Origin of the sequence: Janthinobacterium sp. Mn2066 (genome assembly GCF_049319705.1) — a bacterium.
Lineage (GTDB): Bacteria > Pseudomonadota > Gammaproteobacteria > Burkholderiales > Burkholderiaceae_D > Janthinobacterium.
This window is the reverse complement of record NZ_JBMOUF010000001.1, coordinates 266,001-282,163: the sequence shown is the minus strand read 5'-3', so window position 1 is coordinate 282,163 and position 16,163 is coordinate 266,001. Positions and strand designations below refer to the sequence as shown.

Here is a 16,163-nt window from a genome sequence, read left to right as displayed (position 1 = left end):
AATCAACAGCGCCCACCTTCACCCTGGCGCTGTGATGTAGCGAGGCGGCGAGGCTGGCGCCCACGCCGCTGGGATGGGATTACTGCTTCGGCACGCCGCCGAGCAAAGCCGCGAGCTTTTGCTTCGGCTTGGCCGGCGGCACATTATTATTCACGACGGGTGCTGCCGTCTTGGAAGGCTCATACGGCTTGAGGAACCAGGGATCGGTTTTTTCACGGCGGGCGCCGGGGCCGAAAGCCGGACGGGCGCCGCGCTCGGCCGGACGCGCCGCTGCATCGCTGCCGTAGCGGCTGTCCGACGAGCGTGCCGGACGCGGCTCGCCGCCTTCGGTACGGCGCGGCGGACGGCGTTCGCTGTCGTTGGCGCGTGCCGGAGCGGGATGAAAGCCGGCCAGCTCACCGCGCTTGATGGTTTGCTTGATCAGCTTTTCGATATCGGCCAGCAGGCGCTCATCCTTGTCGGAATAGATCGAAATGGCATCACCCGAGGCGCCGGCGCGGCCCGTGCGGCCGATGCGGTGCACATAGTCTTCCGCGTTATACGGCAAGTCGAAGTTGATCACGCAAGGCAAATCCGAAATATCGAGGCCGCGGGCCGCCACATCGGTGGCCACCAGCACGTCGATCTCGCCCTTCTTGAACGCTTCCAGCGCAGCCATGCGCTCTTGCTGGCTCTTGTCGCCGTGAATCGCGGTGGCGCGCATGCCCTCCTGCTCCAGCACGCGGGCCAGGCGCGAAGCGCCGATCTTGGTATTCGAGAAAACAATTACTTGCTTCAAGTCGCGCTGGCGCAGCAGATGGGCGACCAATGCATGTTTCTGGTCGTCCGGCACCTTGTAGACCACTTGCGTGACCTTGTCGGCCGTCTGGTTGCTGCGCGCCACTTCGATCGTCAGCGGGCTATTCAGGAAAGTGTTGGCCAGCTTCTTGATTTCCGGCGAGAAGGTTGCCGAAAACATCAGGTTTTGCCGCTGTTTCGGCAACAGGTTAATGATGCGTTGCAAATCAGGCAAGAAACCCATGTCCAGCATGCGGTCCGCTTCATCCATGACCAGCATCTGCACCTGGCCCAGGCTGATATTTTTTTGCTCGATATGGTCGAGCAAGCGGCCTGGCGTGGCGATGACGATTTCCACCCCATTGCGCAGGATCACCGTTTGCGGCTTCATGTCCATGCCGCCGAAAACGACGGTCGAGCGCAGCGGCGTGTGCTTGGCGTAAGCCTGCACGTTTTCCGCCACCTGCACCGCCAGTTCGCGGGTCGGCGTGAGGATCAGTGCGCGCACCGGATGGCGGGCGGGCGACATGCTGCTGCTGGCATGGGCCAGCAGCAACTGGATGATCGGCAGCGAGAAGCCGGCCGTCTTGCCGGTGCCCGTCTGCGCGGCGCCCATCACGTCGCGGCCTTGCAAGACCACCGGAATGGCTTGCGCCTGGATCGGTGTCGGATGGCTGTAACCCTGCTCGGTCAAGGCGCGCAGGATCTCGGGGGCGAGGCCGAAATCGGCAAAACTCACGGTGGGGGCAGCGGGGGCAGGCGCGGGAGCAGCGGCAGGTGCCGCTGCAGAGGCGGCGTCAGGCGTAGGAGTCGATTCGATTTCAGACATAAATTTTCTGGTGTGCCTCCGCACTGCGGAAGCCATGCTTTCTCAATAAACAACATTTCGGAGCGCAGGCAGCTCCGTTTTGCAAGCCATGGATCATCGTTCTTGCGGCACCTCCGTGCCCCGGGACATGCTGTACGGCGAGTGCGGGAGCGTTGAGGAGATGTGCTGCGATGGCGGCGGAGATTGCGCCGGCGGAACATCGCGCGCAGAAGATACAATATCAGTGCTGTAAACGATACCCTAATTCACTGCAACTGTACACGGAAACCGTGATTTTTGAGCAAAAACCGTTCCCGCCGCGCACTGCCTGAAGGCATCCGGCGCCTGCTACACTGCCAGCCATGACGACCACGCCCCACGATCCGCCGCCACAGCCGCCTGCCAGGCCCGGCAATGATGAATGTTGCCATAGCGGTTGCACATTTTGCGTCCTGGAAATGTACCAGGAGGACCTGGCCGTCTATGAAGACGCGCTGCGCGCCTGGCAGCAGCGCCAGGCGGCCGCAGCACCGAGCCCCAGGAAAACCCGCAAGACCCGTTAAAACGATTCCCATTCATCGGCCGGCGTGCCAGCCGGCTTGCGCGGCGCCAGACGGGGCTGGACTACCGCCGTGACCAGCGCTGCCGTCGCCGTCACCACTGGCGCCGCCACCGCTGCAGCACGCGGCGCAGCCTGGCGAACCGCGCGGTGCGCCGCATCGAGCTTGAAGACGCTGACCACCTGCGTCAAGCTGGCCGCCTGCTCCTGCATCGATTCGGCAGCCGCTGCCGCCTCTTCCACCAGGGCCGCGTTTTGCTGGGTCACCTGGTCCATCTGGGCAATCGCCTGGTTAACCTGCTCGATGCCTGCGCTCTGTTCGGTGGTGGCGGCCGTGATCTCGCTCATGATGTCGGTCACGCGCGTGATGCTGGCCACGATATCGTCCATCGTCATCCCCGCCTGGTCCACCAGCGCCGAGCCGGCCTCGACTTTTTCGACCGAATCGCCGATCAGGACCTTGATATCCTTGGCCGCCGCTGCCGAGCGTTGCGCCAGGTTGCGCACTTCCGTGGCGACCACGGCAAAGCCGCGCCCCTGCTCGCCCGCGCGCGCCGCCTCGACGGCCGCGTTCAGCGCCAGGATATTTGTCTGGAAGGCGATGCCGTCGATCACGGCAATGATGTCGACAATCTTGCGCGACGAGGCATTGATCGACGCCATCGTGCCCACTACTTCGCTGACCACCTTGCCGCCCTCGACGGCAATGCTGGCCGAAGTCAGCGCCATGGTGTTGGCCTGACGCGCATTGTCCGCATTCTGGCGCACGGTCGAAGTCAATTCTTCCATCGACGACGCGGTTTCTTCCAGCGAACTGGCTTGCTGTTCCGTGCGCGACGACAAGTCCTGGTTGCCCGCCGCGATCTGGCCGGATGCAATGGCGATGGTGTCCGTGCCGCTCAGCACCTGGCCCACCAGGTCTTGCAGACTGGCATTCATGTCTTTCAGGGCGGCCATCAATTGCCCGGTTTCATCTTGTGACGTCACCACGACGTGCGCCGTCAAATCGCCGGCCGCCACCTGGCGCGCCACGCCGACCGCCGCGTTGAGCGGACGCGACACCGTGCGCGCCACCCACAGCGCCAGCACGAAACCGAGCGCCACGATTCCCAGCAGCAAGCCTATCAGGGTAGTGCGCGACGCGGCATAGGTTTCATCGGCGCTGACGGTCGATTGCGCACCGCCCGTGGTATTAATACCCACCAGTTTGTCGAGCACGCCCGTCATCTCCACCATGACCTTGGCCGAAGGCCCCACTGCCAGCGCATTCGCTTCCTCTTTCTTCATGTCGCGCGACAAGGCCATCATGGTGTCGTGCAAACGCATGAACTCAGTGTTCAAGGCCAGCAACTGTTCAAACAGTTCCGGTTCGCCCGGTTCGGAAATCAGGCTGCGGTAGGTAGCCAGGTCTTCCTTCAACTTGGCGCCGGTAGTGGCCAGGCGCTGCTCATTGGCCGTCATGTCCGATTCCTTGACCGACAGCATATGCGCCAGCTCCCAGCGGCGGAAATCGCCCATGTCGCTGCGCAGGAACAGGGCCGCCTCCACACTGGGCATCCAGTTGCGCGACAGATCGCTGGCGGCGTCATGAATACGCGCCATCGCGAAAATGGCCGAGACACCCAGCGCAGCCGTCAGCAGCAGCACGGCGCCAAACGACAGCAGCAGTTTGTTGGCGATTTTCAGATCAAAAAACCATTTCATGCATTGCTTCCTTCATCAAACTATTTAGGGGGCGTGACCGGCGCAAGCGCCACACAACGTGGCCAGGAGGTGCAAGCATCACGAAAAAGACGGTATCCAACAGGGAGTCCATACTCAAATGCAAGTCGATTTTCTCAATAGCAAGATTTTATCATTGCCTGCCATAGTGGCAAAAAAGTTTACAGATCACTACCGCCCAATAATCGCCTTTTGCTTGCTTCACATCACATTTTCGTCAAACTTCGTCTATTTCTGCACGGAAATTTCCATCGATAACGCCCTTCTTCGCGTAGGAGCCGGATGACACGGGGCAATGTTCCTAGCCTACATAAGCACGTCGGCTCATCCGATGCCAGCCGTTGCGGCCAGCCCTTATAGTAGATACACCATTTGGAACAAGTGCAATGCCAGCAAAGCAGGCAAGCAGCGACAAGCAAGCCATCCAACAAAACCAGAAGATGAGGCCAAACATGTACAAAGCTTATAGCAACCTGACCCCGGCAACCAACAGCACCCCAGTCACCGTGCACGACTGGAAAGCTGCCCCTAACCCATCGCTCTCGCCGGTGATCAGCATCACGGGCGCCCAACAAAACGAATTGCTGCGCGCCTTGTCACGCAGCGACCTGGAACGCCTGTTTTGCCAGCTTGAACTGGTCGCCCTGCCCGTCGGCAAGCACCTGTTTGATTTCGGCGACAAGATCGATTACACCTACTTCCCGACCAATGCCATCGTTTCCCTGCTGTATGTCATGGAAGACGGCGCCACCACCGAGATCGCCGTGGTCGGCCGCGAAGGCGTGGCGGGCGTGGCGCTGTACGAAGCCGAGCGCGCCACCTGCACGGCTGTCGTGCAAAGCGCAGGCTATGGCTACCGCCTGAAAACAGCTTTCCTGCGTGAAGTCTTCAATGAAGGCGGCGCGCTGGCCAAATTGCTGATGCGCTACACCAGCGCCATGTTCGCCCAGATGGCACAAAACGTGGTGGGCGGGCGCCATTGCAGCATCGAACAAAAATTGTGCCGCTGGCTGCTGGACCGCCTCGACCGTTCACTGTCGAACGAATTGAAAGTTACGCAAGACACGATGGCCAATATGCTGGGCGTGCGCCGCGAAAGCATTACCGTCACGGCCCGCAAGCTGCAGGACGAAGGCTTGATCCAGTACCGCCGCGGCACGGTCGAAGTACTGGACCGCGAGGGCCTGGAAGCGGCGGCCGGCAATTGCTACAAGGCGGCGCGCGCCGGCTTCGAGCAATTCCGCAGCGATATCAGTGCAGCCAATTAAACCGTTGAGCGCTTCTGCACCCCACCCGAAAGCACGCTACGGCGTGCTTTTTTCATGCCTGCGCGCCTAGCGCTCCAGCGACGACTCCGCCACCAGCCATTCGCGAAACGCCTTCAAGGGCGGATACAGGGCGCGCTCGACGGGCCAGGCCAGGTAGTAATGCTCGGCGCTGGCCATCGGCAGCGGGAAGACCGGCACCAGCTTACCGCTGTCGAGCTCCTGCTGGATCAAAAAACTGGGCAGCAGCGACACCCCGACACCCACCATGGTCGCTTCGGCGATGGTGGCAAACTGGTCGAACAGCATGCCGTGCGCCGCGCCGCGCGAGCTGCCATGCAGCGAAAACCACTGCTCCCAGGCGTCAGGCCGCGTGCTCAGGTGCAGCAGCACTTGCTGGCGCAAATCGTCGGGATGCCGAAAACCGGCGCGCGCCTTCAATTCCGGGCTGCACACGGGCAGCACTTCCTCCGAGCGCAGCAGCGCCAGCTCCGCATCCGGCCAGTGCGGATGGCCGAAGTGGATCGCCGCGTCGAAACTGGCGGTTCGAAAATCGAAATACGACAGCTGCGTTTTCAAATTCAGCATCACGCCCGGATGCTGCGCGAAAAAGCGCGGCAGACGGGGCGCCAGCCAGCGGCTGCCGAAAGTGGGCAGGATCGCCAGGTTCAGGGTGCCGCCGTCCGGGTTGGAACGGATATTGAGCGAAGCGGCGCGGATGCGCTGCAGTGCGTCGCCGATTTCGCGCGCATACAGTTCGCCGGCCGGCGTAATGCGCAGCGATTGATTTTCTCGCACGAACAGATGCGCCTCGAGCTGCTCTTCCAGCGCCTTGACCTGGCGGCTGACGGCGCTCTGCGTGAAATTGAGTTCTTGCGCCGCAGCCGTGATGCTGCCCAGGCGCGCCACCGCCTCAAACGCGGACAGCAGCGCAACGGAGGGAAGAAAGCTACGGGGGGTTTGCATGGGTCATACCATTTCAGAATGAAGTCTTGAGTAAACAGCGCAACCGCTGCGCCGCAGCATCGGCATAATTGTATTCCGAATATGCCGGTGCGTCGTGCCCAAAAACTCGCGCCAGCCGCCGCAAAAACAATCTCATCCAAACAACAGCCCGTGCCAGCGAAGGAAAGCATCATGCAAGCCCACTACGTTCATCCCGACGACATCCGCAGCCAGTTCTCGCAAGCCATGTCGGCCATGTACCGCGCCGAAGTGCCCCAGTACGGCACCCTGCTCGAACTGGTCGCCGACGGCAACGCCGACGTCCTGGCGCAGAACACCGGCTTGCAGGCGCTGCTCGAACGGCGTGGCGAAACGGGGCGCCTGAATATCGAATACCACGGCGCGATCCGCCTGGGCACGGCCGCCGAACTGTCTGGCATGCGCCGCGTGTTTGCCGTGATGGGCATGCAGCCGGTCGGCTACTACGATCTGTCGGTAGCCGGCGTGCCCGTGCATGCAACCGCCTTCCGCCCTGTCGACGATGCGGCGCTCAAGCGCAATCCCTTCCGCATCTTTACGTCGCTGCTGCGCCTGGAATTGATCGACGATGCGGCGCTGCGGGCCGAGGCCGAGCAAATCCTCGCCGCCCGCCGGATCTTCACGCCGGGCGCGCTGGCACTGCTGGACGCGCACGATCTGCAAGGCGGCCTGACAAAAGAGCAGGCCACGCAGTTCGTCGAACAGGTACTGGAAACCTTCCGCTGGCACCAGCAGGCGACCGTCTCGGACGTGCAATACCAGCACTTGCATGACGCCCACCGCCTGATCGCCGACGTGGTCAGCTTCCGTGGCCCGCACATCAACCATTTGACGCCGCGCACGCTCGACATCGACGCCGTGCAAGCCGGCATGCCGCTGCGCGGCATCGTGCCGAAAGCCGTCATCGAAGGGCCACCGCGCCGCGCGTGCCCGATTCTGCTGCGCCAGACCAGCTTCAAGGCGCTGCAGGAAACCGTACTGTTTACCGGCGCTGATGGCCAGCCTGTGCAAGGACACCACACGGCGCGCTTCGGCGAAGTGGAACAGCGCGGCGCCGCCCTGACGCCCAAGGGTCGCCAGCGCTACGATGCACTGCTGAATACCACGCGCGCCCAGGTGCCGGCGACGCATACGCCAGCCTACATGGCCGCGCTGCAGCAAAACTTCAAGGACTTGCCCGACGACTGGAACACCCTGCGCGAACAGGGCCTGGCCTACTTCCGCTACAGCGCCACCCCGGCCGGACTGGCGGCAAACACCACGCCTGCTGGCTCGATCGACGCATTGCTGGCGCAAGGCTGGCTGCAATTTGATCCCATCCTGTATGAAGATTTCCTGCCCGTCAGCGCGGCCGGCATTTTTCAATCGAACCTGGGTGGCCCTGCCGGCGCAGCCTATGCCACGCGCTCGAACCGCGATCAATTCGCCGAAGCGCTGGGCCAGCAGCCGTTCGACGAACTGGCCCTGTACGCCAGCGCCGAACTGGCTTCGCTGCAGCAAGCATTGATCGATCTTGGCCTGTCGCCCGACGTGGCCGGGACGACTGCTGCCGCACTGCTGCAACGTTAAGCGATGACGACCACCATCCCTGCGCAGCGCCTGGCGGCCTTTCTCTCTGCGCTGGCGGCCAGCGGCTACCGCGGCGATATTGCATCGGATATCGCCACGCGCGCCGTGTTCGCCACCGATAACAGCATTTACCAGCTGACGCCTGCGGCCGTGCTGTACCCGCGCGAAGGCGAAGACCTGAACCGCATCGTGCGCCTGGCCGCCAGCGCCGAATATGGCCCGATCCCGCTCGCGCCGCGCGGCGGCGGCACCGGTACCAATGGCCAATCGCTGTCCAGCGGCGTGGTGGTCGACACGTCGCGCCACATGAACGGCATCGTCTCCTTCGATGCCGAACGGCGCCTGGTGACGGTGCAGCCGGGCGTGGTGCTGGACCAGCTCAATGCCTACCTGAAGCCGCACGGCCTGTTCTTTCCGCCCAGCGTGTCGACCGCCACCCGCGCCACCTTGGGCGGCATGGTCGCCACCGATGCCTCGGGCAAGGGCTCGCGCATCTATGGCAAGACCTCGGACTATATCGAGGCCATGGACATCGTGCTGGCCGATGGCAGCAACTGGTCCGTGGAAGACCTCGACGACGATACCAGCGCCGCCGTCGCCGCGCGCAGCGACATGGCCGGCGCCATCCACCGCGAAGTGCGCCGCGTGGTCACGGAACAAGCCGAGCGCATCACCGCGATCTTCCCGAAAATGAACCGTGGCCTGACCGGCTACAACCTGCAGCATGTGCGCCGCGATGACGGCGCTTTCCGCCTGGCCTACCTGCTGGCCGGTTCGGAAGGCACGCTGGCGCTGACCAAACAGATCACCTTGCGCGTGATTCCCCGTCCCAGCCACCGGGCGCTGGTGGCCGTGCGCTATGCGCATTTCCAGATGGCCCTGGCCGACGTGCAGCGCCTGGTCGCGGCCGAACCGGCGGCGATTGAAATCCTCGACGACAAGGTGCTGGGACTGGCGCAGCAGGACGTGATCTGGAGCGGCATCGAAAACGTGCTGGGCGGAGCCACTCCTCAGCCGGTGCTGGGCCTGAACTTTGTCGAATTCGTCGGCGACAGCGCGGCCGCCGTGGAAAAACAGGTGGCGCGCCTGGACGCGCTGCTGGCCGACGGCTCGGAGCGGGCGATCGACTGGGCGGTGGTCACCGATGCGGCGACCGTGGCGCAGTTATGGACCTTGCGTGAAAAAGCCGTGGGCCTGCTGGGCCGCCTGGGCGGCGCGCGCCAGGGCATGGCCTTCGTCGAAGATACGGCCGTGCCGCCGGAAAAGCTGGCCGATTATGTGGCGGAATTTCGCGCCCTGCTCGATAGCCATGGCCTGGCGTATGGCATGTTCGGCCACGCCGACGTGGGCTGCCTGCACGTGCGTCCCCTGCTCGACATGAAAAACCCGTTTGATGCCGCCCTGATCCGCCCGATCTCCGATGGCGTGGCGGCGCTGACGAAAAAATATGGCGGCCTGCTGTGGGGCGAGCATGGCCGGGGCTTTCGCGGCGAGTATTCGCCGTTTTTCTTCGGCCCGGAACTGTATGCGGAACTGTGCCGCATCAAGGCCGTGTTCGACCCGCAGAATATCTTCAATCCGGGCAAGCTGGCCACGCCAGGCCCGCAAACGGCGCTCCATAAAATCGACCGCATCGACATGGTGCCCTTGCGTGGTCAGGCCGATCAGCAGATCGATGCGATCCGCATGCAGGCAGTCGAACGGGCCGTCGCCTGCAACGGCAACGGCGCCTGTTTTTCCTGGGACGCCAGCGACCCGATGTGCCCTTCGTACAAGGCCACGCGCGACCGCACGCAGTCGCCGAAAGGCCGCGCCACCTTGCTGCGCGAGTGGGCGCGCCTGGACAGCCTGCAGCAAGCGGCGCCATCCGAGGCCGGCGCCACCGCGCTGCAAGCGATGGAAGCCGAAGTCAAAACCTCGCTATCGACCTGTTTGTCCTGCAAGGCGTGCGCCAGCCAGTGTCCGGTGCGGGTCGATATTCCCGCCATGAAGTCGCGCTTTTTGCAGCACTACCACCAGCGCGTGTCCCGCTCGCGGCGCGACCGCCTGGTGGCGCGCATGGAACCCTTGCTGGCGATATTGGGCAAGGCGCCCGCGCTGGCCAACCTGCTGGCGCAAAACCGTGTCAGCGGCGCCATCTTGCGCAGGATATTTGGCCTGTCCGACCTGCCTGCATTGTCGGCCAGCCCAGTTCAAGGCAAAGACGCCAAGCTGCACCCGTCGCAGCCGCTAGCCGTGCAAACATTGAAGGCCTTGCCGGCAGAAGAAAAACCGCGCCACGTGATCCTGCTGGAGGACAGCTTTACCAGCAGCTTCGACACCACCGCCGCGCAAGCCGTGCACGATCTGCTGACCCTGCTGGGCTACCGCGTGCACCTGGCCAGCGCGATTGCCAACGGCAAGTCACTGCATGTGCTGGGCATGCTCGATCAATTCGCGCCCGTCGCCGAAGCAGCCCGCGCCTGGCATGGCCAGCTGGCGGCCACAGGATTGCCTTTGCTCGGCGTGGAAGCGGTGACGATGCTGATGCACGAACATGAATACAAGCTAGACGGCGCCAGCGCAACGCAGGTGCAATCGACCGACCAATTCCTCGCGAACGAACTGGAGGCGGGCAGGTTGCACTGGCCACAGTGCGCATCCGCTACGGCAAACACACCGTTCCGCCTGTTCCTGCACTGCACGGAAAAAACGGCGCGCCCGCGCACCGGCAGCCAGTGGTCGAACATCTTCCGCGCCGCCGGCCTGCAGACCGAGGTGCAGGCCACCGGCTGCTGCGGCATGGCCGGCTTGTTTGGCCATGAACAGGAACATGTGGCCATGTCGGCCCAGCTGTTCGACATGAGCTGGACCCCAAAACTGGCTGGCGCGGCGCCAGAACAGGTGCTGGCCAGCGGCTTTTCCTGCCGCTGCCAGACCGAACGCCAGGCCGGTTTCCGGCCCCGCCATCCGGCCGAAGCACTCTTGGCGCAGTTGCGCGCAGCGGGGTGCAATTAGGCGCATTTATTCCCCCACTATTTTGCCGCACCCGATATGATTAAAATGATAAACACTGGAGACATGCATGAAAATAGACGCAGCACCCCTGGCACCACCGATGACTGAGATAGAAAGCGATCGCCTGTACCGGCGCATCGCCTTGCGCCTGATTCCCTTTCTGTTCCTGGCCTACCTGTTCGCGCTGATCGACCGCACCAACGTCGGTTACGCGAAGCTGCATTTCATGAGCGATCTGCGCCTGACCGAAGCCGATTATGGTTTCGGCGCCGGCCTGTTCTACGCCGGTTACATCCTGCTCGAAGTGCCGAGCAATATGCTGCTTGAGCGCGTAGGCGTGCGCAAGACCCTGTTCCGCATCATGGTTGTCTGGGGCATGGCCACCATGCTGATGGCCTTCGTCACCTCGCCGATGCAATTCTTCGCCATGCGCTTCTTGCTGGGCGTAGCCGAAGGCGGCTTCTATCCTGGCGTGCTGCTGTTTCTGACCTACTGGTTCCCCGCGCAGCGCCGCGGCCGCGCCTTCGCCCTGTTCCAGATGTCCAACCCGATCGCCGGCATCAGCGGCTCCCTGATCGCCGGCTGGACCATGACCTCGATGGACGGCGTGTTCGGCCTGCATGGCTGGCAGATGCTGTTCCTGATGGAAGGCATCCCGCCTATCCTGCTCGGTTTCCTGGCGCTGGTCGTGCTGACCGATAAACCTGAGAAAGCCAAATGGCTGTCGACGCGCGAAAAAGCGCAGATCGTGCACGATATCGGCCCTGCCCCCGCCCCCGACCCGGACGGCAAAAGCAATCTGCAGCGCACCCTGCGCACGCCGATGGCGTATATCCTGGCGATGGTGTATTTCACGCAGCTGTCCGCCGTCACCCTGATTTCGCTGTGGGGCCCCAGCGTGCTGAAAGAACTGGGCATCACCGACGTCAAGTCGATCAGCCTGATCTCGGCCTGCACCTATCTGGCGGGCTTCGCCGGCATGTATCTGATCGGCCGCCATTCGGACCTGAAACTGGAACGCTACTGGCACTACATCTGCTGCGCCTCGGCGATCGGCATCGGCGCCCTGCTGCTGGCCACCTTCCATACCAACCTGACGTTTGCGATTGCCTGCTACAGCCTGATCGTGATCGGCATCTTCGGCAGCTATGCCGTCTTCTTCACGATCCCGGCCACGCTGTTCGACACGCGCATCAAGGCGACCGGCATCGCGCTGATCACCATGCTGGGCAGCTCGAGCGGCTTCTTCATGCCATGGGTAATCGGCCTGATCAAGAACGAAACAGGCAGCATTTTCTACGGCGTCGCCGCCACCGGCGCCCTCAGCCTGGGCGGCGCCCTGCTGGTGCTGTTCTTCGTGCCGAAGAATGTGGAAAAAACCAGCAAGCCATAGATTTTCCTCACTGAGCATCATCAGTGAGCATGATCAAGGCACGCCACTCGGCGTGCTTTTTTCATTGCGGCAAGCGCTACAATAGCCGGACTCCACCGCCATGAAAGCCGTAATGAAAGAGATCAACTGTGACGACCTGCCCCACATCCGCGTGCTGGCCGGCGAAAACGAGAGCGGCCCCGTATTCGAATCGCTACCTGCCCGCCAGATCGACGAACACGTCTACGAGCTGCTGGCCTCGCCCGGCCTGACCCTGAACCTGGCGCGCGGCGACATCATCAACATAGAAAATCCGCTGGCGCCGGCGCAGGTGCTGAAACGCGGCGGCAACTTCTGCATCCACATCTACGCCGACGCAGTGCCGCAAGCGGCCGTCGACCAGCTCGCACGCGAGGTGCAGCAGCAATTGGGCGGCACGCTGGATGGCCAGTACGAAGGCAACCTCACCTTCAGCGTCCCCAGCCGCCATGGCATCCACAGTATCCATATCCCCTTCGACGCCTTCCGCGATGCGACGGGGATCGAATGGTATTTTGCCAATATCTACGTCAACCTGGCGGATGACGATGATGAGACTTTATTGAATTGGTGGCTAGAAGAACAAGCTTGACTGGTACGTCCTCACGTCATGTGGTGGCCGCTCTCCAGAATGCTGACTACCATCGTCCATCCGGGCTTCCCTATTGCCTGCGCGCAAAAAAAACCCCGGCAGCGAGCTAGCGGGGTTTAAAGGAGAAGTACCAAAACCTGGCGCGCAACATTTTTTCATTGCACGCTACATCGACCGTGAAGAGCGGACGTTTTACTGCGCCATCGTCACCGCGTTCAGCAACAGCCACGCCGAGTGCGGCAGCCATTGTTCCACCCAGCGCCATTGATTTTCATCGGGTCCGGGCGCGAAGACGATGCCGCGCGCGGTGCTGCTGTCGGTGGCGCCGGTGATGCCGTTCGAGACGCCGCCCTTGGTCATCGGGCCGGCGCTTTCGGCATCGGGCGGGTTGCGCACGCCGAAGCCGTGCAGCATGCTCATGCCGTAGGGATTGCGGCCCAAGGTCCAGTCGACCTGGTTCTGGGCAAATTCGGCCAGGCCGGGGCTGACGCCAAAGGCACCCTGGGCTTGCGGCGCGGCGATCCGGCCGCCCAGGATTGCGGCGGTGCTGAGCGAGGACAGGCGCGCGCTTTCGCCTTGCCACCAGTAACCCGTCTCATTGTCGTGAGGCATGAAGAAACCTTCGTAGACGTCCTTCGACAGCTGGCCCTTGTCATAGGTACGGAAGGTCTGGCGCGCATAGTTATAGGGATTGACCACCTTGCTGTCGAGGCGCAGTTGCGCGTCGAGCGCGGTGGCAATCGTCTTTTGCGCGCGCGCAATGCGTGCCGCATCGGTTTCGATTTCGCGGTAGTACACCAGGCTCAGGATAGGCAAGCCCGCTTCGACGCCATGGTAATAAGGACGGCTGCCATTGTCGCTGATGAACCAGCCATCGGCCGTCAGCCGGCCAGTCAGGTTGCTGGCCCGGAGGCGCGCCGCCGCCAGGTATTTCCGTTCGTGGGTTGCATGGTACAGCTCGGTCGCGGCCATCAGCGCGGTATAGTCGTCGATGATGTTTTCCTTGCCGTCGTAGCAGTATTCGAGGTTATGCACTTGCAGATGGTCAAACGCGCGTTTCGCGTCGGCCAGATAGCTAGCAGCGCTGAACTCGCCGTGCACGCCGCTGCTCTTGGCCAGGATGGAAGCGCGCGCCAGTGCCGCAATCGCCATGCCGCCGCCGGCGCGGAACGCCGATTTGTAGCTCTTGCTGTATTTGCCGTCGAGTCCTTCGAAGCCGGTGACCATGCGTTCGGCATTGTCGGTGCCCCATTTGTCGAAAACGGTCGTATAAAAGTAGCCTTGCCGATCGAGGATACGGTGCAGGTAATCGGCGCCCCAGAAGGCTTCGTCCCGTACCTTCCCTTCCAGCCCCGCATTGCGGTACAGTTGCGGTGCGGTAGTTGCCGTTTTTGCCAGTACCCAGGTCACCATCGATGCCTGTTGCGGGTTGAAGAAATTAGCATAGGAAAGATGCGACAGGTATTTTCCTTCGTCGCCACCGGCATCATTCCAGCCGCCCCAGACATCGGCGTAACGCTGGCTGTCGTAGATGCGCAGGTGGCGGTCCTTGGGGTTGGTATTGCGGCTGCTGTGGAAATAGGCCAGCAAGCTGCTGGCAGTGGCGTTGAACAAGGCGTTCTCTTGCACGACAACGGGAGCCGATGCAGCTTTTTCTCCGCCCAGTTCGGCTTCGATCACATAGCTGCCAGCTTCGCTGTCCTGTGAGAAGTCGGCGACAAAGTAATGTTTTCCGGCGCCCCATTCGTCAAATCCGGGCAGCGCGACCAACTGGCCCTTGCTGGTTTCCTTGCCATCCCGCATCACGCGATAACTGCCGCCGCTTTGCTGTCCCAGGTATTCGACGATGGCTTTCTTGGGGCCATGCGCTTCCAGCGTGACCTGGTTGACTTGCACCGAGATCAAGGCGGCGGTGGATTCGGCGGCTTGCGCCGGGGCCAAGGCGAACAGGGAACTCAGGAGCAGGGTCAGCAGGGGGACAGACAAAGGATTTTTAAAAGCAGCGGGGGATGGGTATCGCATGTTGAGCCTCATAGTTGATTCATGTCATATTTTTATTCTATTTTTAGAATATCATCAGAAATAAATACAAACAATGATTGTAAGAAATATTTTCATCCGCGCCGGCTGCATGAAAAAGCATTTCGGGCGCAGCGGTCACGCGCCCCGGGTGCGATGGTCGGGTATCATGGTAGTTTTCGAAGAAGATTTTTATTGACATGAAAAGAAACATTAGCCGTGGCGCAACACAACAATCCAGTGCGCCGTACAACCGGCGCGTGGTGTTGGATTTGATACGGCAACAAGGATCAATTTCCCGCAAGGAAATTGTCGATGTGGTGGAGCTCAGTCCGCAAACTGTTGCCAATATAACCAATGACCTGGAAGCGATCGGCCTGATCGTGGCGCGCCGTCAAAAGGTGGAAAATTCGCGCGGCCAGCCGCCGATCGAGTTCACGCTCAATCCGGACGCCGGCGCGTCGATCGGCATCAGCCTGGAGCCAGGCAGTGCCTCGGCAGCGTTGGTCAACCTGGTCGGCGACGTGCTGGCGCGCTGCAAGGTCGAGGTCGACACCCGCGATTCCAACCGCGTGCTGGCGGCGATGGTGTTGTTGGTCGGCAACTTGCGGCGCAGCGCCAGCGGGCGCATCTGGGGCATCGGCGTTGCCATGCCGGGCCCCTTGGTGCCGACCGAGATCAGCTTTGTCGGACCGACGGTGCTCGAAGGCTGGAGCGATATGTCGGTGCTCGACGACTTGCGCGATGCGGTCAACCTGCCAGTTTTCTACAGTGTCGACAGTGTCGCCGGCGCCCTGGGCGAAACCCTGTTCGGCATGGCCAAGTCCATGGACAATTTCTTTTACATGCATTTCGGCATGGGGCTGGGCGGCACCCTGGTAGTGGGCCGGGCCGCCTACCGTGGCGCGAATGGCAATGCGACGGAAATCGGCCATATCCCCGTGGTGCATGGCGGCACTCCTTGTTATTGCGGCAATACCGGATGCCTGGAGCGCTATGTCTCGCTGCATTCGCTGGCCGAAGCACTGGCCATCGATGATCGCGGCGTGCACGAATTGCCGTTCGCCGACTGGATCAGCGATACGCGCCAGACGGCTTTCCATGCCTGGTGCAAGCAAGCGGCCGCGCGGCTGCGCGATGCGATCGGCATCATCGAAAACATGCTGGACCCGCGCACGATCATTATCGGCGGTTCGGCGCCGAAAGTACTGGTGGAGCATCTGGTCAGCCTGGCGCAGCCGCTGCTGAAGTCGGTGCGCGGCGGCTTGAGCGGTGGTGGCGAGCGCATCTTGTTATCGCAAAAACAGGAAGACAGTTCCATCCTGGGCGCTGCAGTGTTGCCCTTATACGACATGCTGGCACCCAATATTGATGTACTGCAACATGACCGCCGTACAGAGGCCGATATGGCGGAATTGCTAGGGCAGCGTGGTGCAGCGCGTGGGGGCAGTCTGTAGAAA

At 62.2% G+C, this 16,163-nt stretch carries 11 protein-coding genes; 7 read left to right on the top strand and 4 right to left on the bottom strand.

Annotation, left to right across the window (positions count from 1 at the left end; all coding sequences use genetic code 11):
- Window positions 1–79: 79 nt before the first annotated feature.
- Complete coding sequence (locus ACL9RI_RS01230; protein ID WP_422724781.1) at window positions 80–1,606, bottom strand: DEAD/DEAH box helicase; 1,527 nt, start codon at window positions 1,604–1,606, stop codon at window positions 80–82.
- Window positions 1,607–1,947: 341 nt separating this feature from the next.
- On the opposite strand from ACL9RI_RS01230, the gene ACL9RI_RS01225 reads away from it, so the two are divergent.
- A complete protein-coding gene (locus ACL9RI_RS01225; RefSeq protein ID WP_422724780.1) occupies window positions 1,948–2,148 on the top strand; it encodes an oxidoreductase-like domain-containing protein in 201 nt (66 codons plus the stop codon).
- Here the strand turns inward: ACL9RI_RS01225 and ACL9RI_RS01220 are convergent.
- Window positions 2,145–3,848 (bottom strand): methyl-accepting chemotaxis protein, encoded by a 1,704-nt coding sequence (locus tag ACL9RI_RS01220; RefSeq protein ID WP_422724779.1) that lies wholly within the window; start codon window positions 3,846–3,848, stop codon window positions 2,145–2,147. The two genes, ACL9RI_RS01225 and ACL9RI_RS01220, sit on opposite strands and share 4 nt — an antisense overlap.
- Window positions 3,849–4,318: 470 nt before the next feature.
- Here ACL9RI_RS01220 and ACL9RI_RS01215 point away from each other — a divergent pair, with 470 nt between their 5' ends.
- Window positions 4,319–5,134: a Crp/Fnr family transcriptional regulator gene (locus ACL9RI_RS01215; protein WP_422724778.1), complete on the top strand. Its 816-nt coding sequence runs from the start codon at window positions 4,319–4,321 to the stop codon at window positions 5,132–5,134.
- Window positions 5,135–5,200: 66 nt separating this feature from the next.
- Here the strand turns inward: ACL9RI_RS01215 and ACL9RI_RS01210 are convergent, their stop codons facing one another.
- Window positions 5,201–6,097: a LysR family transcriptional regulator gene (locus ACL9RI_RS01210; RefSeq protein ID WP_422724777.1), complete on the bottom strand. Its 897-nt coding sequence runs from the start codon at window positions 6,095–6,097 to the stop codon at window positions 5,201–5,203.
- 171 nt (window positions 6,098–6,268) lie between these two features.
- Here ACL9RI_RS01210 and hglS point away from each other — a divergent pair, with 171 nt between their 5' ends.
- The 4 genes from hglS to ACL9RI_RS01190 all read left to right on the top strand — a co-directional run bounded on the left by hglS (window position 6,269) and on the right by ACL9RI_RS01190 (window position 12,684).
- Entirely contained in the window at window positions 6,269–7,684 is a 1,416-nt protein-coding gene (gene hglS / locus ACL9RI_RS01205; protein WP_422724776.1) for a 2-oxoadipate dioxygenase/decarboxylase HglS, read from the top strand.
- A gap of 3 nt (window positions 7,685–7,687) precedes the next feature.
- Window positions 7,688–10,681: an FAD-binding and (Fe-S)-binding domain-containing protein gene (locus ACL9RI_RS01200; protein WP_422724775.1), complete on the top strand. Its 2,994-nt coding sequence runs from the start codon at window positions 7,688–7,690 to the stop codon at window positions 10,679–10,681.
- Window positions 10,682–10,748: 67 nt separating this feature from the next.
- Window positions 10,749–12,074, top strand: a complete 1,326-nt coding sequence (locus ACL9RI_RS01195) for an MFS transporter (RefSeq protein WP_422724774.1) — start codon at window positions 10,749–10,751, stop codon at window positions 12,072–12,074.
- A gap of 112 nt (window positions 12,075–12,186) precedes the next feature.
- Window positions 12,187–12,684, top strand: coding sequence for a DUF4265 domain-containing protein (locus tag ACL9RI_RS01190; RefSeq protein WP_422724773.1), 498 nt, complete (start codon window positions 12,187–12,189; stop codon window positions 12,682–12,684).
- 192 nt (window positions 12,685–12,876) lie between these two features.
- On the opposite strand, the gene ACL9RI_RS01185 is transcribed toward ACL9RI_RS01190, so the two are convergent.
- Entirely contained in the window at window positions 12,877–14,706 is a 1,830-nt protein-coding gene (locus ACL9RI_RS01185; RefSeq protein WP_422724772.1) for a glycoside hydrolase family 9 protein, read from the bottom strand.
- A gap of 197 nt (window positions 14,707–14,903) precedes the next feature.
- Between ACL9RI_RS01185 and ACL9RI_RS01180 the strand changes: the two genes are divergently transcribed.
- Window positions 14,904–16,160: an ROK family transcriptional regulator gene (locus ACL9RI_RS01180; RefSeq protein ID WP_422724771.1), complete on the top strand. Its 1,257-nt coding sequence runs from the start codon at window positions 14,904–14,906 to the stop codon at window positions 16,158–16,160.
- Window positions 16,161–16,163: the final 3 nt, after the last annotated feature.